The organism is Saccharothrix sp. NRRL B-16348 (genome assembly GCF_001280085.1).
Lineage (GTDB): Bacteria > Actinomycetota > Actinomycetes > Mycobacteriales > Pseudonocardiaceae > Actinosynnema.
On sequence record NZ_LGED01000011.1, the window covers coordinates 13,318 to 31,454 of the forward strand.

Below are 18,137 nucleotides of genomic sequence, written 5' to 3' on the forward strand. Positions count from 1 at the left end.
AGCCTCCCGGTAAGGGGCGGGTGGAGATCCGACTGTTGGACGGTGTCGGGATTCGCAGTGACCAGGGCGAACACAAGCTGAAGACAAGAACGCAGGAGTGCATGCTGGCCGTGTTGGCCCTGTCCCCGGGCAGACCGGTCAGCGTCGGGACGCTGATCGACTGTCTGTGGTCGACGCTGATCGACTGTCTGTGGTCGCCAGACAACCCGGAACGCAAACAGGCCGAAAATCCCGAGTCCACCATCCGGACCTATGCCAAGCGCATCCGGAGTGCCCTCACCCGCGCGGGTGGCAGTGGCTCCTGGCTGGACAGCAGGTCACGTCCCGGGTTCTTCATGCTCGCGATCGACCCGATGCTGGTGGATTATCACCGGTTCCTGTTCTTGGCCGACGCTGCTCACCAGGCCCGTGACCCGGACGGGTTCGAGGAGGCGTTCGCCCTGTGGCGGGGTGCCCCGCTGGCCGGACTGGGCGGCGGCTGGGCCGACCGCCGCCGCGAGGACATGCTCACCCGGCACCGAACGGTCAAAGAGCAGCACCTTCAGGCCTTGCTGGACAACGGCCACGCCGACCGGGTGCTGCAAGAGTTGCACGTCCTGGTCGAGCACCACCCGACCGACGAGTTCTTACTCCTCGGCGTCCGCGCCCTGTCCGCGCTCGGACGCCACATCGATGTTCCCGCCTGGATGGACCGCCTTACCACCCTGATGAGCCAGGTCTACGGCGCCGAGCCCTCCGCGGGCACGCTTGACCAAGCCCGCCACACGACCGCCGCGACCCGCCGGCACTCACCACCCGCGCCCACCGTGCCATCGGCGCCCACCAGCCTGCTGCTCGAGTTCTCCGGCCCTCAAGCCGCACTGAACCTCGTGAATGGCAGTCCCACGGGAGCGGTTCACGGCTACACCATCACCCCGGTGCCGGCCGGCCCCGCCGCGGTGTCGGTGGAGAACGCCGTCCGGGGGCACCGGCAGGTGACAGACCGGGTGTTGAGCGAGGGGTTCACCGGGCGGACGTGGGTGCTCGCGGAGATCGACAAGCGTCTGGCCGAGATGTCCGGCGGCTACGTCTGGGTCGAGGGGGACGCCGGGGTGGGTAAGACGGCGTTGGCGGCGTTCCTGGTGCTGCGGCGGGGATGGGTGGGCCACTTCGCCGGGGTGAGCAGGGGTGCGACGGTGCGGGTCGGGTTGCAGAACCTCGTCGGTCAGTTGGTGCGGCGGTGGACCCTGCCGGACATCGCGCCGAGCGCGATGGTGCCGGAGTGGGCGTTCACCCCGGAAGGGTTCGACGTGGTGCTCCACGCGGCGGCCGAGCGGGCGCGGGTCGCGGGCAGCCCGCTGGTGTTGGTGGTCGACGGGGCGGACGAGGCGGAGAGCTACGGGGAGCAGCCGTGGGGGCTGTCGTTCGTGCTGCCGGACGGGGTGTTCGTGGTGGGCACTTATCGGACCGGCCACCCGCCGCCGCGCACCGGCGGGGACCAAGCCGTGGTGCGGCTGGCGGCCGATGATCCGCGTAACCGCCTCGACGTCGAGGCGCACCTGCGTGCGGTGCTGCCTCCGGAGCTTGCCGACGAGGAGGTCATCGCCGGGCTGTCGGACCGATGCCAGGGTGTCTGGGTGTACCTGCGTTACGCCGTCGAGGAACTGAGGAGCGGGGTACACGATGTCGCAGACCTCACCACTCTGCCCTCGGGTCTGTCCCGTTACTACACCGACACCGTGGACCGCTGGAGCCGGAGCCCGGACTGGGACGCCGGGCTGCTTCGGCTCTTGGGCGTGGTCGCCGTCATCGGGGAGCCGCTCGACGCCGCAGACCTCGCGTTGGCCGCCGACGCCGACGAGACCGCGGTCCGTCGCTGGTGCCACAGCACCCTTCGGCCCTTCCTCGCCGTGGAGCGCGCGGGACCGACGGTCCGCAGGTTCGGCGTCCACCACACCAGCCTGCGGGAGTTCCTGAACGGCCGTCCTCTGGACGACCTCGGCTCCGAGGAGGACTGGCACTGGAGCGAGACCCTGGGCGCCGCGGCGGCGGCCGCACGTCACCGGATCGTCGACCACCACCTCGACAGGTTCGGTGGACTCGACGCCGGGTTGCCGCGACTGGCCGCCGACCCCGATCTGCTGGCAGCGGGGTCGGGATACGCGGTGCGGCACCTGGCGGGGCACCTGCTCGACGCCGGGCGGGTCGAGGATCTCCGCCGGCTTCTCGTCACCGGGGACCGGACGGGCAACCTGTGGTTCGCCGCCCACGAGCACGTTGACGCCGTCGACGACTATCTCGCCGACATCGCCGCCCTGTGGTCGCACCTCGCGCGCCGGACCGATGAGGCGCTGGCCGCGGGCAGGTCCGTGCCGACGCTGGTGGACGAGGCACGGTGCGCGCTCGTGGTCTCCTCGATCACCAGCCTCACCGCGAACATCCCGGCGGACCTGGTGGTCGCCCTGGTGAAGGCCGGGATGTGGACGCCGTCGCGGGCGGTCGCGCACGCACGCAGGCTGCACGCTTCGCCTGCCAGGGCGCTGCTGCTCGCCGCGCTGGTCCCGCTCCTGCCGGATCGTCTTCGTCCTCCGGCGGTCGCGTGGGCGCTGGCCGCTGCCCGTGATCCCATCACCCACATCACCGGCGACGTGCTGACCCGGATCGCGCCGTACCTGACGGACGTGGCCGACGCGGTGTCGATCGCGTCCCGGGTACGACACGACGGGTGGCGTGCTGCCGCGCAGGCGGCGATCGCGCGACACCTGGACGGGCAGCCCAGACGGAGCCTGCTTCGTGACGCGCTGGATTCGGCGATGTCGGTCGCCGGTGAGCACGATCGAGCGGAGGCCGTCCGGCGGATTCTGCCGGACCTGCCCGACGACCTCGTCGACGACGCGGTGTCCGCCGCGGTCGGAACCGTCCCGCCGCGCGAGATGCCCCGACCGCGGATCGGTGCGCTGCTGAAGCACGCAGCACCGGGAGACGACGAACTCGTGCGGATCGACGAGCTCGTCGCGCTCATCCCGACCAGTTCCGACGGTGAACTCGCCGAGGTGCTCGCCGCCGCGGCCGGGATCTCCGACCTCGACGCCCGGGCCGTCCTGCTGACGGCGGTCGCCGCCCGGCTGCCCATCGGCGATCGGCCGCCGGCGCTCGCAGCCGCGCTGACCGCGGCCCGCACCATCACCACCGACCCGGCCGGCGAGGCCAACGCCGACGAGGCGGCCAACCGCCGAACCCGCGCCGGGGTGCTGGCCGGATACGCGGTGCCCGACCAGCGCACCACCGCCGTGGGACACAGCCCTCCTCCTCTGCCCGCCCGCACGCTCCCCGAGATCCTGGCGATGCGCGACCCGTTCCGCCGAGCTCGCGCGCTGGCCTCGGCCGCACCCGGCTTGGCCGTCGCCGAGGTGGAGGTGGCGCTCTCCGCCGCGGAACTCCTTCCCGAGGAGGCCCGGACGCGCGCGCTCACCGGCCTGGTGCCCGTCCTCGGTTCCGCTGCTCACCTCGCACGGGCCGCGGCGGCGGCACCGAGCCGGGACCGTGGGCTGCTGGTCGCGGTGGTGACCCGCGCCGCTGCGGTCCTGCAAGGCCCAGACCTGGTCGTCCTGCTTCGCCGCACGTTGCGGTCGGTCAGTCGGACGACTTGTCTCGCGCTCTTGGACAGGGCCGCCCCGAGGCTGGCGGAGCTCGCCGGCCCCGGGTTTTCCGACGGCCTCGCTGCGGCGATCGACGACGTGCGGCGCTGGTGGCCGTGAGAGGAGTCGGTTTGATGCCAGGAGTGGTGTGCCAAGAACCCTTGACTCGATGAGATGTTGCGCAGGCGGCACCGGCAGATGGCGCCGCAGGTCACGCTCGGGAATGACTCGTGGATGTCGGTGCAGAGCCGGCGGCTCGTCGGAGACGAGCCCGAAACTGCCGACCCTTCCTCACGTTACGGGGTGACATGAAGGCGATCGACCGCATTCCAAGATCATTCCGACAAGGATTCTAAATCCGCAGAATTGCGGCAGGAACAGCCAGTTTCAGACCAACGGACACCCTGCCGAGAAAATGATCTTAAGGGTTTCGTTACCAGGGAAGGCAACGATCCGACCGTAATAGGGCAAAAGCGTGATAACTGGGTGGCTTTTGTTCTGAACCGGGATAGAATCGCACTTAGCGACGCACGGCGGGCAAGCGGGGCCCGCGCGTGGCACGCGTCGGGGGACGTTCGTGTACCGGAAGGTGACGAATGGTCATTTGGCAGGTTGAAGGATTGAGGCCCGGCGATCCGAGACGCCTGGGACCCTATCGGGTTCTGGGCAGGTTGGGATCGGGCGGGATGGGGACGGTGTACCTGGCGGAGTCGTCCGGGGAACACGTGGCCGTGAAGGTGATCCACTCATCGCACGCGGCGGATCCCGTGTACCGCAAGCGGTTCACCCAGGAGATCGCCGCGGCGCGTGCGGTGCGCTCGGAGTACACCGCCAAGGTGGTCGACTCGCAAGTGGTGGGCGACCCGCTCTACGTGGCCACGGAGGTGGTCCAGGGACAGGCGCTCGACCGTTTGGCGGGCTCCGGAAGAGGGCTGCCTGCCGAACGTGTCGTCTCGCTCGCCCGCGACACCGCGCGGGCGCTGCGCGACATCCATCGGGAAGGGCTGATCCACCGCGACCTCAAGCCCTCCAACGTGATGGTCGGCGCCGACCGGGCCGTACTGATCGATTTCGGCATCGCGACCACCGTCGCCGACATCGGCCGCCTGACCAGCACCGGAAAGGTGATGGGAACCCTGCCTTACCAGGCCCCGGAACTGGTCAAGGGAGGCAGCACCGCGTCGGTGCAGTCCGACATCTTCGCGTGGGGTTGCGTGGTCTTCTACGCCGCGACCGGGCGAGGACCGTTCGGCGACGGCGCGGCGGGCGAGGTCATCCCGGCCATCCTCGGCACGGATCCCGATCTGCGCGCGGTACCGGGCGAGGTGCGTGAGATGGTGGGACTGGCGCTGTCGAAGCAAGCACGGGACCGGCCGGACGCCGAACGGCTGGTCGCCGAACTGGAATCGGTGGCCGCGTCCGTGGTGGTCTGCGGTGCACCCCAGAACGGGTACGAACTTCGGCTTCGGAAGCTCCTGGTTGACAACGGCTTCGCCGTAAGGATCTCCGCCATTCCGGACACCCTCAACGGGGCGGGCGTGCTGCTGATCCTGGTCACCGATCGGCCCGCCCCCGAGACCGTCGACATGCGACTCGCCGCGGAATGGCTCAACATCCCCGTCCTGGGGATCGCCCTCTCCGGTCTGCGGCAACCGGACGAATTCCTCGACGCGCGTGCCAGCGCGCTGCCCGGTCCTGCCCACCTCGCACAGTTGCGTGCCCTGGTGCGCACGGAGCAGCGGCCGCGCCACTCCACCAGCCCGGTGGACCGCACGGCCGCGCTCGTCGCGGCGGTGCGCACCGCGTTGCGGGCGGGAGACCTCGTCACGGCCGACCGGCTGACCACCGACATGCTGCTGACGGCAGCCGGTCGGGCGGAAGAGGGCTGGATGATCCGGTCTCACGTCAACCGCATCGGCACGGCGTTCCTGCGTGAGTTCACCGAGGTGTGGCACGAGGAAACCGGTGGCCGGCACGGTTTTCGCGCCCAGCGAGCGCTGGTGCCGGAGAACTCGCGCAACAGGATGTTCGCCCTGGCCCGTGCCTTCGGTTGGAGCCATGACGGCCCCATACCGGACGACTACGAGGCCTGGTCGGCCGACCGCGGGGACGTCCCCGGATTCTTCCCGACGCTGCGCTCACCCAAACGGTCATACGACTGGTACGACAACTGGGGCATGACGGTCACCGCGGTGCACAACCGGATCAGCGAGGAGCGGCGCAATGGGTGACATCATCGGGTTCGTGCTGCCGTGGCTCGCCGTCCTGGCCGGGCTGGGTTTCCTCGTGCTGGTCGTGCAGCAGATCAGGCTGTCCATGGTAGACGTTCCGCTGGGCCGGTTCGTCATCGTGACCCGCAAGTACGGCTCGCTCCGGCACGCGGGTTCGCTCGCCAGGGCGGTGAACCGGCAGAGCAAGTTGCTGATCGGCGGTCGCATCTACTTCCGTCCACCCTGGCTCTACCGGGTGCAGGTCCACGACATGATCAGCATCCCGGTGGACTCGATCGGGATCGTGCACGCCAAGATGGGCAGCTCGCTCGAGCACGGACAGCCCATCGCTCGACACGTGCCGTGCGACCACTTCCAGGACTTCAAGACGTTCCTCGACAAGGACGGACAGCAGGGACCGCAGATCGAGATCCTGCACAGCGGAGGCCAGTACGCCATCCATCCCACCGTCTTCGACGTGAAGATCGTCAAACGCACCTACGTCCCGCTGCGGACCATCGGCGTAGTGGTGGCCAAAGTGGGCGAGATCATGCCGTATGGCCACACCCTCGCCCGGCACGTCGAGTGCAAATACTTCCAGGACGGGGTGAAGTTCCTCGACGACGGCGGGCAACAAGGCCCACAGCAGGCGCTGCTCCCCGGCGGGGGCAACTACGCCATCAACACCGACATGTTCAACGTGCTCACCGAGAACCACCTGGACCTGGAGACGGTCCCGCTGTCCCACCACTACCTGGAACCGGAGGATCTGCGACTGGTGTCGGTGGAGAGCGAGGAGACCGGGGTCGTCATCGTCACCGAAGGACTGCACCCGGTCGACGCCGCCGAGCCCGCGCCGAGGATCGAGGGCCATGAGAGCTTTCAGTTCCCCTGGATCTTCCTGGCCAACGGCGGGCAGTTCGGTCCGCAGTCGGAGGTGCTTCCGGGCGGCTCCACCTACGCGATCAACCCGTTCTTCGCGCGCGTGGTGCGGATTCCCTCACGGGAACTGATCCTCTCCTGGGGCCGCAAGGACGTCAGCGCCGACCGCTACGACTCCGAACTGGACCTGATCGAAGTGACCCTGGACGGGTTCCACGTCTCGGTCGAGCTGACGCAGACCTTCGCCATCCCGCCGGAGACCGCACCGCACCTGGTCAAGCGGTTCGGCGAGGACGACGAGGAACACGGCACCGCAGGCGTGCGCAAGTCGGCCGCGGTGCAGCGGCTGGTCACCCGCCTGCTCGGCGTGGTCGTCAAGGGCTACTTCAACGAGGTGTCCAACAGCCACCTCATCGAGGAGTTCATCAGCGACCAGAACCAGGTCCGCGCCGAGCTGAAGACCCTGGTCGAACAAGCGCTGCGGGAGCAGAACGTCTCGCCCCGGCTGACCACCATCGGCGCGATCAAGTTTCAGTCCGATGAGATGAACGAGGAGTTCCGGCACATCGCGAAGCTGCGGCAGCAGAGCAGGCAACTCGGCCAGCAGCTGACCAACGCGGCGGTGGAGACGGACCTGAAGAGGGAGAGCATCAAGCAGGAGAAGCTGAAGCGGTCGGCGGAGCTCGAGGAGGACGTCCGCATCCTGGGCCGCGACCAGGTCGCCGCGGAGCGGTTGGCCAAGATCGACGCGAGCCGCCAGGTTCCCCAGGTCCTCGTCGCGTCGAGCGACCCCGAGATCATCGGCCTTCCCCGACGGGTCCGGGGCGTCTCCCGGCGCGGTGGGCAGCTTCCCATGTGGGTAGTGGACACCGCGGACGTGCAGGCGCAGCCACCGCAGATCACCGAGGCCTACGACCCGGAGGGGCAGAAGCATGACGACCAGCGCTGATCGTCCCCGCCTGGGAATCGATCTCGGCACGACCGCCACGTGCGTCTGCGTGGTGGACAGCAGCGGGAAGGCCAGGGTGCTGACCAACCGGGAGGGCGGCGCGACCACCCCGTCGGCGGTGTACCTCGCTGCGGACGGCACAGCGGCGGTGGGTGACGTCGCGCTCGACCAGCGCGCGTACGAGCCGGGGCGGGTGATCACCGAGATCAAGCGCGAGATCGGCGGCGACTACACCGTCGCGGTGCCCGGCGGGCACCTGCGGCCCGAACAGATCTCGGCGCTCATCCTGCGGCAGGCGGTCGAGGACGCGCTCGATGCACTCGGTGTCACGGCGCCCGCCGCCGGTCCACTGGCCACTGCCGTCATCACGGTTCCCGCCTACTTCGGGACGGCGGAACGGGCGCGCACCCGCGAAGCGGGCCGCATCGCCGGGCTGGACGTGCTGGACCTGGTCAACGAACCGACCGCGGCGGCGTTGGCCAGCGGCCTGCGCGGCACCCCGGCCGGTCGGGCGGTCCTCGTCTACGACCTCGGCGGGGGCACCTTCGACGTCACCGTCGTGCTCATGTTCCCCGACGAGGTCCGTGTCGTGGCGACCGGCGGGGACGCCCGTCTCGGCGGCGCCGACTGGGACCGGGTGCTCGTCGACCTCATCCTCGACCAGCTGGGCGACGTCTCCGACGAGGATGACCCTCGGACGTCTCCGAGACTGATGGCAGGCCTGCTCGGGCAGGCCCAAGCGATCAAAGTCGCGCTGTCGACCTCCACCGAGCAGATACTGACCGTACGGACCGCACAGGGCCATGTGCACCGCATGGTCATCTCCCGCAGCGACTACGAAAAAGCCACATCCGACTTGCTCGACCGCACCATCGACTTCACCGGCGACCTCATCGAGCAGGCCCGCGCCGCCGGGGTGTCGACGATCGACGACGTCCTCCTGATCGGCGGGATGTCACGGACGCCCGCCGTCGCGAAGAGGCTCTTCGAGACATTCCCGCACCTGCCCACGCCGCGGCTCGCAGCCGACGCGGAACTGGTGGTGGCAAAGGGAGCCGCCCAGGTCGCTGCGGGCGAGTCCCGGAAGGTCGTGGACGTGACGTCCAAGGGCTACGGCGTGCTGATCTTGCGCGACGCCGGTCGTCCCTCCCTCGGCAGCGCGGTGCACTGGATCATCGCCCCGAACACCCCGCTGCCCACCAGCGGACAGCACACCTTGTGCACCGTGCGCGACGGGCAGACCGCGATGCGGGTCGCCGTGTACGAGTCCATGACCGACGTGCTGTCCGACGACGAGGCCGACCACCTCCGGCTCGAAGAGCGCACCATGGAAGGGCTTCCACGGGACAGCAGACGCGGCGACCCGGTCGAGCTCGACTTCTCGCTCGGCGCCGACGGGGTGCTGCGGATCGACGCCCACGCGGCCAACGGCGCGCGGCTGCGGATCGAGACCCAGGTCCGTGGCCGCGACACCGACACCGTCGCGCCGTTGCCCGGCCTGCGGCGGTGACATGGCCGAGACGGAACTCCCCGGACTCCGCGAGGCCGACGTCCGGGCCTACCTCGTCGACGTCATCACGCCGGTCGAGACGGGGTGGTCGCCTCACCGGAACCTGTTCCGGGTGTACCGCCTGCCCGCCGACTGCACCACCGACGAGATCGACTCGGCGCTGACCTCCATTCCGAAGCTCTGGGGCACTCCCGAACTGCGCGAGCACACCGAGGCCGTGGAGCGGCTGCGGCGCGGGCACCAGACCGCCGTGCGGGTGCTGAGAGATCCCCGCGAGCGCTCGGTGCACCGGACCGCCGTAGCGGCGGAACGCACGGCCCTGGCCAAGGTGGTCGACCAGTTCCTGCGGTCCGCGCCAGGTATGCCCACCACGGCCGTCGCAGCCCTCGTCCGGCAGTCAGCGGGCCGCTGGAGCCGTCCGGACGTCTTGGCTGCGCTCGAGCAGCACCGAGCGGTCGAGCGAGAGCCCGCAAGCCTCGATGTACCGCCGGATACGTTCCGGTCGCGCCGGATCGCCGCCGCATTGGCCGACCTCGGGATCCCCAGCCTGTGGGAGTACCTGACCCGGAACCTGTCTGCCGGCGGCCCGGACATCCACGCGGACGTACTTCGGCGCAGGCGCGCACATCTGCGGACCCGACGAGGAGCCGCTGTCGCGACTGAGGAGACGGTGCTCAAGATCGTTCAACAAGCGCTGGACGAGCCCGACGGACTGAGCCCGCTGCTGCGCCACGAGTTCCTCACCGAGCTGTCGGTGGCCGTGCTGGTGGGTTATCAGGAAGTCAGTTTCCTCGCGGCGGCCGACCCGCAGCGGTGCGTCGCGAGCGGCCTCCCGCGCGATCCCGACACGCTTGCCTACGCCGTCTGGTGCCGACGCACGCATCAGTCCGATTGGGAGTCCGACTACAGGCAGGCCGTCGCCGACGGCAGGCTGCACGCCGCGCTCGCGGTGCTGTCGAGCAGGCGGCTGACCGGGGACTGGGAGCCCGTCCGGGACGCGCTGGCCGCGACCGTGGACCGGTTGGCCGCCGATGTCGCCGCCGCCCGCGAATTGGAGGACACCGCGCCGGAGGACGCGGCTGCCCGCTACCTGGCGGCGGCCCGGGAGCTGACGGACCCCGCGATCGAGTCGGGCCTGCGCCGCTGTCCGGCTGTGGCACCCGCCGAGGTGTCCGTACGGGCGGACCGCGACGCCGTCGTCATCACGTGGCAGGAGTCGACGTCGACCGCGGGGCGCCTGACTTACCGGGTCAGCCGGGGCGGGACGGTGATCGCCCACGACACCGACGCCCTGACGCTGTCGGACGTGCCGCCCTCCGGTGTGCCGACCTCGTACGCGGTGCAGACCCTGCGCAACGGCGTCCCCGGCGGGATGGCGCACAGCAGGGAGATCGTGCTGGTGCCCGACGTGCTGGATCTGGCGGTCGAGTCGACGATGCGGTCGGTGCAGGGCCGCTGGCGGTTGCCACCCGGAGCGGTCGGGGCATCGGTGATGAGGAGCGGGCCGTTGGGCGACACCGCGGAGGTCGCCACGCCCGACGGAACGGGGTTCGACGACACCGCTGTGGTGCCCGGTGTGCAGTACCGCTACCTCGTGCGCGCCCGCTATCCCGGCCGGGCCGGCGAGCCCGAGGACAGCGCGGGCTTGGCGGTGTACGGCGAGTGTCCGGGGAACCCGCGCCAGGTCGACGACCTGCGGGCCGGCCTCTCGGGTGACACCGTGGAGTTGACCTGGAGCAGGCAGAGCGGCTCGCCGCTGGTGATCCGCGTCCCGCACGACGGGGTCGCGCCCGCGCCGCAGGTTCTCCGCGCCGCCGACGCGGTGGTCGCGGGCCGGGTGGTCGCGGTCAGCGACACGGGCCGGGCGTCGGTCCCGGTGGCGGACCTGGCAGGGCAGCGGGTGCTCGTGCCGGTCACGGTGTCCGGGCCGCTCGCCGCCATCGGCGCGGCGACGCGGGTGACCGCGCCACTGGAACCGGTCAGCGGACTGCACGCCAGACGATTCGGCCCCCAGGTGGTGCTGTCGTGGCAGTGGCCGATGTGGGCTACCGACGCGCGGGTGGTCTGGCGGGTGGACGGGCCGCCTACCGGGCCGCTGGACCCGCAGGCCACCGTGGTCGAGATCAGCAGGTCCGCGTACGCGGGCCGCGGCGCGCGGATCACCGCGACCCTGCCCGGCGAGCACTGGTTCGGGGTGTCGGTCGTGGACTCCGCCCTGTTCGGGCCGATGGTGACGGTGTGCTCGACCCGGCTGCGTGAAGTGCGCTACAGCATCCGGCGCGCGGCCTGGTGGCGCCGGGGCGAACTGCTGATGGCCGTGCACGGTCCGGAGCCCGCCCCCGACATCGCGGTTGTCGCCAAGTCCGGGTCGCGGCCGCTGGCTCCCGAGGACGGCGTCGAGATCCTGCGGCTGCCCGCCCCCGGCCCGCCGGAGCCCGTCCGGCTCCGGGTGCCGCGCGAACTACGGCGGCCGGTGTTCCTCCGCGCGTTCTCGCTGGACGAGACCGTCGTGCTCGCCCACCCCGCCCCACATCTGCTGGTCGTGCCCTGATCCGAGAGGAGACCGCTGTGCGTGCTCCGATTTGGAGCGTCCCGACCCGGCGTGTCCCGGCCTGCCCGTACTGCCACGCCCGGACGCCGGGCAAGGCGTACCTGAGGCAGTGCGCCTCGCGCTGCGGCGAGACCGCGATCCAGTTCCCGGTCTCGGAGGCGCGCAAGGGCAAGTGCCCGCACGGGCGTGCTCCGAAGGCGCGCCGGGTCTGCCCGGTGTGTGAGCAGGTCGTGCCGCGTGAGTACGTCGAGGGCCGCCCCAGGGTGATCGCCGTGGTCGGAGCGGCGGGATCCGGTAAGAGCACGTGGGTAGCGTCGGTCATTCGGAGGGTCGCGAAAGGGCACCTGGACGATCGCTTCCCCGGCATGTCCCTCGACGTGCTCGGTGAGGGGAGCAGGCTACGGCACGACCGCGACCGTGTGCTGGTCGCCGAAACTGTCCTGCCCCTCGCCACGGAGCCCGGGCCGCTGCTGGTCAGCTTGCACATCCGGCCGCGGGCACGGGCCGTGGTGATCGCGTTCTACGACAGCGCCGACGGGTCCGCGGCGAACCTGGAGCACGCCGACGGCCTCGTCCTGGCCGTCGAACCCGGGGCCGCCGTGCCCGGCGACGCGGGGATCACCCGGCTGGCCGAAGCAGTGCGCGCGGCGCGCGGCCTGCGCCCGCACTCCCGGATCAACATGCCCCTGGCCGTTGTACTGACCAAACTGGACACTGTGTGGGACATGGTCGACCCCGCGTCGCCGCTGCTGCGGCCCGTGCCCCGGAGCGGCGGCTACGCGGTGTCCGACGGGGTGGACGTCCACCACGAGACCGCCGCTTGGCTTGGCCACTGGAACAAGACGGACCTCATCCGAGGTGTCCACACCGCCTTCCGGCGCCACCGCTACTTCGCAGCGACAGCGCTCGGCGACCGCGCGGACGGCAGGAGGGAACCGATCCCCTACCGGGTGGAGGATCCGCTGCTGTGGCTGCTTGCCGGGTTCGGCGCGATACCGGTCTTCCGGGGTCGGGAGGGGCCGACCTCATGATCGGGTCACTGTTCCTCTACCTGCTGCTGGCCGTGTTCGTACTCGTGATCACCGGACCGGTCCTCGCCGCCGCGGTCGTGCTCAGCCTGACCTTGGCGCTGGTCACCGTCATCCGTGAAGCGCTCGACTGCCTCTCCGCCCGGGCCAACATCGAGCACCTGGCGCTGGACACCCTGCCTGACCCGGCCGATCGGCGGTACCTGTCCGGCCCGGCCCTGCGTGACCACCGGCGCCTCGGCGTGGCCTGCTTCGTGGCGCTGCACCAGCGCGGGTTGGCCCAGCTCAACGGGGACTCCGCGGGCGATGGGCTGCGGCAAGCTCGCCCGATCCGGGAGTTCCAGGTCATCACACGCTCGTCCACGGTGCCGTTCGTGGGTTTCATCGCGCGCATCGGGTTCGCCATCGGCTACACCCTCGCGCTCGTCCTGCTGGCCACCACCTGGGTGGTGCAGTTGGTGTTCCTCACCGCGGTGGTGACGGGGTTCCGGCTCGTGTCCGGCACGTTGTGGCTGTTCGAAGCGCTTTCTCTGGCGCTGAGGGGAATCACGGCGGAGTGCCCCAGCTGCCACACCCGACTCGCCCGCCCGGTGTTCGTGTGCCCCTGCGGTCGCGAGCACCACGCGCTCATTCCGGGCGCACAGGGCGTGTTCCTCCGCACCTGCCGCTGCGGGCGAGGTCTGCCCACACTGCTGATCACCGGCAAACGCGGTCTCTCACCGCGCTGCGGCAGCTGCGACGCTTCCCTTCCCTCCTCGACTCAGATGATGCCCACGCGTCACGTCCCGGTAGTCGGCGGCACCGGTGCCGGGAAGTCGGTGTTCCTGCACACCGCGGTGGCCTACCTGAGGTCCGGTCACGACGCCGTCCCCGCGGACCCGTTCACCGAGAGCAGGCTGGCCGAGACCGGTGCTCTGCTTGCCGAGGGTGTGTTCCCGCCGCGCACGCCAGTGAGCCAACCGGTCTCGCACACCCTGCAGGTGCGCAACCGCCTCCTGCACCTGTACGACGCGGCAGGGGAGATCGTGCAGGAGGCCGACCGCATCGCCGACTCCGCCTTCCTCGCCTTGAGCGACGGCGTGATCCTGATCGTCGACCCGCTCGCCCTTCCGGCCGTCCGCGCCCGTGCCGACCCTGGCGTCCTCGCCGCCTCCCGCACGTCCGGCACCGACCCCAAGACCGTCCTCGACCTGCTCACCGAGACCCTCACCGAGCACGACACCGCCACACCACGCCGCATCGCCGTCGTCGTCACCAAGGGCGACACCCTCCCCGACCGCACCCATCCCTACGCCACACGTCCACTGGACCGCCCCGCCGCAGTCCGTGCGTGGCTCATCGCCCACGGCCACGCGGACCTCGTTCACTCCGCAGAGCACCATTTCCCCCAAGTCCACTACTTCGTGGTCACCTACCTCACCACCTCCGCCAACCCCCACGACGACCCGGCCGCCCCGATCCACTGGCTGTTGACGGGAACCACCCCATGACCTCGTCGACCGACCGCGGCCGCGCTGTGGCCCGCGTTCTCCTGCTCCTGTCCGCCCTTGTCACCACCGGTTTGCTGGTCCTCGCCTGCACAGCTGTCTTCTGACAACGAGGCCGCCGTCCAGACACCCCCAGGCTCGCCCCCAGGGGGAGAGCTCTAACTCTCTGGGTGATGTACCGGTTCAGCGGGCGCCGCTTCGCGGAAATGCAGCCATACTCAGACCCCATGGCCGATGGCGGGGTCAGCAATGACATAGGCGGCACGGTCCAGGGCATGGTGGTGCAGGCGGGCCGGATCGATCAGGTGGTGCTGCCTGCTCCGGAAGCCGTAGTGGTGCCGCGACAGCTACCGGCCTCGGTACCCGATTTCTGCGGACGTCTTGCCCACGTCACCGCTCTCGACGCTCTGCTTGCGGAAGCGGAGCGGAATGCCGCTGGAGGGGCGGTGGTCGTGGCGTTGGACGGTTCGGCGGGCGTGGGGAAGTCGACGTTGGCGGTGTGGTGGGCACATCGTGTCCAGGACCGCTTCCCGGGTGGCACGTTGTTCGTGAACCTGCGCGGCTACGGCCCGAGCGCCCCATTGGCCCCGGACGTGGTGCTGACGGACTTCCTCACCGCGCTCGGTGTCGCGGAGCGGCGGATTCCCGAGGGCGTGGAGGCCCAGGGCGCGTTGTTCCGGTCGATCGCGACGGCCCGGCGGGTGTTGGTGGTGTTGGACAACGCCGGGTCCGCCGATCAGGTACGTCCGTTGTTGCCCGGCGGGGTGGGCTCTCTGGCATTGGTGACCAGTCGAGGCGCGTTGTCGGAGTTGGTGGTGCTGGAAGCGGTCCGGCGAGTCGCGGTGGACGTGTTCGAGACCGTGGACGCCGTGCGTCTGCTGGAGGGGATCGTCGGCAAGACCCGGACCGCCGCCGAGCCCGACGCGGTGGAGGAGCTCGTGAGCGCTTGTGCTCGGTTGCCGTTGGCCGTGCGCGTGGCGGCGACGCGGGTGGCGTCCCGCCCGTTCCTGGCGGTGGCCGACGTGGTGGAGGAGATCCAGGAGGAGCGGGGCCTGATCGGGGTGGACGGGTCGTGGCGCGGATTGGGTGGGGTGCGGTCGGTGTTCGACTGGTCCTACACCCAGCTCGACCCGGTGCACGCACGGGTGTTCCGGTTGATGGGATTGCACCCGGCGCCGGAGTTCGGGGTGCACGCCGTCGCCGCCTTGGCCGCGCTGGACCTTCGGTCCACGACGCGTGTTCTCGAGGAGTTGGCAGAACAGCATCTGGTCGAGCCGGTCGCCCGTAGCCGGTATCGGATGCACGACCTGTTGCACGACTACGCCGCCTACCGCGCGGACCTGGACGAGACACCTGTGGCTCGGGAGGAGGCGGTGTCGCGCGTGTTGAGCTGGTACGCCGCGGCGGCAGACCTCGCAGATCGTCTCGTGTACCCGGTGTCGGCCCGGCTACCTGTGGACTTTCCCGATGTACAGGTGCCCGTTCGGGACAGAGAGGAGGCGATGGGCTGGTTGCGTTCGGAGCGGGCGGTGTTGTCGGCGGCACAACGCATGGCCGTGGCTCACGGCATGCACGCGGTGGTGATCGCGCTGGCGTTGTCGTCGCGCCATCTGGGGTTGGGGCCGCGGTCGTGGTGGCGGGAGGAACTGGAGGCGAAGTCACGCGGGGTCGAGGCGGCTCGGGTGTCGGAGGACCGGGCGGCCGAGGCGTTCCTGCGGATCCTGCGTGGTCACAGTTACCGGAGTTCGGGCGACGAAGCGGCGGCGGAGGCCGACTTCCAGAACGTGTTGGAGGCGGCGGCACAGTCCGGCGATCGGGTCCTGCGACGGCGAGCGTTGGCCGGGCTGGCGAGCCTGCGCCAGGCACAGGGACGTCACGACGAAGCGGCGGAGTACTACCTGGCCATGTGGGAGGCGACGAGGCAGGAGGGTGACTCCGCGGCCGAGGCCATCGCGTTGGGAAACCTGTGCCTGGTGAACGTGGCGCGGGGGCGGTTCGCTGAGGCGTTGGACTACGCGCAACGGGCTTGGGAGTTGCGCAGCCGCACCGGTAATCCGTTGATCACCGCCTATGCCGAGGACGACCTGGCGCTCGCGCACCAGGGGTTGGGTGAGCACGACGCGGCGATCGGGTTGTGGGAGAAGGTCGTGGGCGTCTACGCGCGGCACAGCGGCGCTGAATCGCATCTGGCTGCGGCGCTGGAGGCGGTGGCCGTCTCCCTGGTCGCCACCGGCCGTGACGACCGGGCCGTGCACAACCTGCGGCGGGCCGCCGGGATCCTGAGGGACCTCGACGACCCGCGCGCCGAACTGGTTCACAGACGTGCTGAGGATCTCGCCTCGATGCGCGCCGACGGCTCGAGTCAGGCGGCGGACGGTCCGCAGGCGGGGCAGTCCGGCTCAGGTTCCGCCGATTCATAGAACGTGCTGTGCTGCAGTGTCATGAGGTTGTACCCGATCTGGCGGTTCGCGCGCAGGCGGGGGATTCCGGTGATGAGGCTCATCACCGCGTGGCCGGCCAGGTGACCGGCGATCCCAGCGGACACGGCGTTGACCGCGTGCGTCCCGGACGTCCCGCTCGTGTCCGGCCAGGAGGTCGGCGGCGGTGCTGCGAGTTGTTCACGTGCAGCAGCGGTGCGTGCGCAGTCGTAGCACGGTCCGTTGCCGGGTACGAACAGCCCGACACCCGCCCTGGGCCCGTGATAACCGCCGTGGACCCAGGCGGTGCCGGTGTCCAGGCACGCCCGGTTGGTCCACGACCGGATCTCGTGTGGCGTGTCGGCGGCCATCAGCAGCACATCGCACCTCGTGGCCATCCGCCGCAGCATCCCCACGCCGTCGACGGTGGCCTGCTCGCCGGTGACCTCGACCTCGCCGTTGTGCCGTCGCAACACCTCGACCGCGACATCGACCTTGGGGCGGCCGAGGTCGTGCTCGGTGTAGAGGATCTGTCGGTTGAGGTTGGACAGCTCCACCAGGTCCGGTTCGACCAGGTGCAGCCGCCCCACCCCGGACTGGACCAGCGCGAGGGCCGCGGTGCTGCCGATCCCGCCGACGCCGACGACCGTGACCCGAGCCTGCCGCAGCGCCAACTGCGCGTGCCAACCAGTGGTGCGCGGGATGGTGTCCATCCACCGCCACAACGCCCGACCACGTCCGAACCGCTCTCGCTGGGCCTCGGAGAGCGCCTCCGGTGGTGGTTCGTCGGCGTTCTCCAGATAGCCGGCGGAGGCCAGCGTGTCGATCGCCGTGTAGACCGTGTCGGGCGGCTCGTCGGGGTGGCGGTGGACCAGGTCGGCGACCACCTGGTCCACCGTGCGCGTCCCGTCGAGAAGGGTGAGCAGCGCCCACACCGTGCCGTCCGGATCCGGGATCCTCGCAGCGACTCCCGGCAAGGAGCCGCCGATCTGCACCAGGTCCTCGCCGTGGCGGACGGGCAGGTGCTCGTACTTGATACGTGGGCGGTGCATCACACTTCTCCTGTCACCATCGTGTCACGCTTCGTCCGACGTTTTCGGGTCACACGGGATCCAGTCCTGCGTGACCGCAATGAACGTGATGATCATGTCGTCACCCCCTTCCCTGCCAGCCGAGGCGGAACAGGGCGGGGAAGGGCACGCACGGACGCGGCAGCTGCGCCTCGTCCGGCAGTGGGATGTGGAACCGGAGCTCGTTCACCCTGGTCCTCCTCTCCTGTGGCGGCCGGCGGATTGCCGGCCGAGAACAGGATGCGGCGCACCCCGGGACAGAGACGGGGACGGCCAGCGGGACAAGACCGGGACAACGACTCCCCCGAACGGGTGGTGGGACTTGACCCTGGATGTTGGACACCAGACACACTTGGATCCTGACGATCCGGGTGGACAGGAGTCCCGTTCAGATGGTGATGAAGCACTACCCGCCG

The 18,137-nt window shown here is 70.2% G+C and carries 9 protein-coding genes; 8 read left to right on the forward strand and 1 reads right to left on the reverse strand.

What is annotated here, in order from left to right; genetic code table 11:
- The first annotated feature begins 101 nt into the window (after positions 1-101).
- From ADK67_RS03760 to ADK67_RS03795, 8 genes are all read left to right on the forward strand, one after another.
- A complete protein-coding gene (locus ADK67_RS03760) occupies positions 102-3,737 on the forward strand; it encodes a bacterial transcriptional activator domain-containing protein (protein WP_197289261.1) in 3,636 nt (1,211 codons plus the stop codon).
- Positions 3,738-4,213: 476 nt separating this feature from the next.
- Positions 4,214-5,848 carry a protein kinase domain-containing protein gene (locus ADK67_RS03765; RefSeq protein WP_082403195.1) on the forward strand — a complete coding sequence of 545 codons (1,635 nt, stop codon included), beginning with the start codon at positions 4,214-4,216 and terminating at the stop codon, positions 5,846-5,848.
- Positions 5,841-7,658, forward strand: a complete 1,818-nt coding sequence (locus tag ADK67_RS03770; RefSeq protein ID WP_053714975.1) for an SPFH domain-containing protein — start codon at positions 5,841-5,843, stop codon at positions 7,656-7,658. Before ADK67_RS03765 ends, ADK67_RS03770 begins: the two co-directional genes overlap by 8 nt.
- Positions 7,642-9,168 (forward strand): Hsp70 family protein, encoded by a 1,527-nt coding sequence (locus ADK67_RS03775; RefSeq protein ID WP_082403196.1) that lies wholly within the window; start codon positions 7,642-7,644, stop codon positions 9,166-9,168. Before ADK67_RS03770 ends, ADK67_RS03775 begins: the two co-directional genes overlap by 17 nt.
- A gap of 1 nt (position 9,169) precedes the next feature.
- Positions 9,170-11,719: a hypothetical protein gene (locus tag ADK67_RS03780; RefSeq protein ID WP_157619892.1), complete on the forward strand. Its 2,550-nt coding sequence runs from the start codon at positions 9,170-9,172 to the stop codon at positions 11,717-11,719.
- 17 nt (positions 11,720-11,736) lie between these two features.
- Positions 11,737-12,750 (forward strand): hypothetical protein, encoded by a 1,014-nt coding sequence (locus ADK67_RS03785; RefSeq protein WP_157619893.1) that lies wholly within the window; start codon positions 11,737-11,739, stop codon positions 12,748-12,750.
- Positions 12,747-14,237, forward strand: a complete 1,491-nt coding sequence (locus ADK67_RS03790) for a TRAFAC clade GTPase domain-containing protein (RefSeq protein WP_053714979.1) — start codon at positions 12,747-12,749, stop codon at positions 14,235-14,237. Before ADK67_RS03785 ends, ADK67_RS03790 begins: the two co-directional genes overlap by 4 nt.
- Positions 14,238-14,680: 443 nt before the next feature.
- Complete coding sequence (locus ADK67_RS03795) at positions 14,681-16,654, forward strand: tetratricopeptide repeat protein (protein WP_197289262.1); 1,974 nt, start codon at positions 14,681-14,683, stop codon at positions 16,652-16,654.
- Here ADK67_RS03795 and ADK67_RS03800 read toward each other — a convergent pair.
- Complete coding sequence (locus ADK67_RS03800) at positions 16,597-17,703, reverse strand: HesA/MoeB/ThiF family protein (RefSeq protein WP_053714981.1); 1,107 nt, start codon at positions 17,701-17,703, stop codon at positions 16,597-16,599. The genes ADK67_RS03795 and ADK67_RS03800 overlap by 58 nt on opposite strands.
- Positions 17,704-18,137 lie beyond the last annotated feature (434 nt).

Excerpts from the sequence above, each read along its gene's own strand:
- ADK67_RS03760 (WP_197289261.1), top strand. The coding sequence starts at position 102 with ATGCTGGCCGTGTTGGCCCTGTCCCCGGGCAGACCGGTCAGCGTCGGG.
- ADK67_RS03765 (WP_082403195.1), top strand. The coding sequence starts at position 4,214 with ATGGTCATTTGGCAGGTTGAAGGATTGAGGCCCGGCGATCCGAGACGC.
- ADK67_RS03770 (WP_053714975.1), top strand. The coding sequence starts at position 5,841 with ATGGGTGACATCATCGGGTTCGTGCTGCCGTGGCTCGCCGTCCTGGCC.
- ADK67_RS03775 (WP_082403196.1), top strand. The coding sequence starts at position 7,642 with ATGACGACCAGCGCTGATCGTCCCCGCCTGGGAATCGATCTCGGCACG.
- ADK67_RS03780 (WP_157619892.1), top strand. The coding sequence starts at position 9,170 with ATGGCCGAGACGGAACTCCCCGGACTCCGCGAGGCCGACGTCCGGGCC.
- ADK67_RS03790 (WP_053714979.1), top strand. The coding sequence starts at position 12,747 with ATGATCGGGTCACTGTTCCTCTACCTGCTGCTGGCCGTGTTCGTACTC.
- ADK67_RS03800 (WP_053714981.1), bottom strand. The coding sequence starts at position 17,703 with ATGCACCGCCCACGTATCAAGTACGAGCACCTGCCCGTCCGCCACGGC.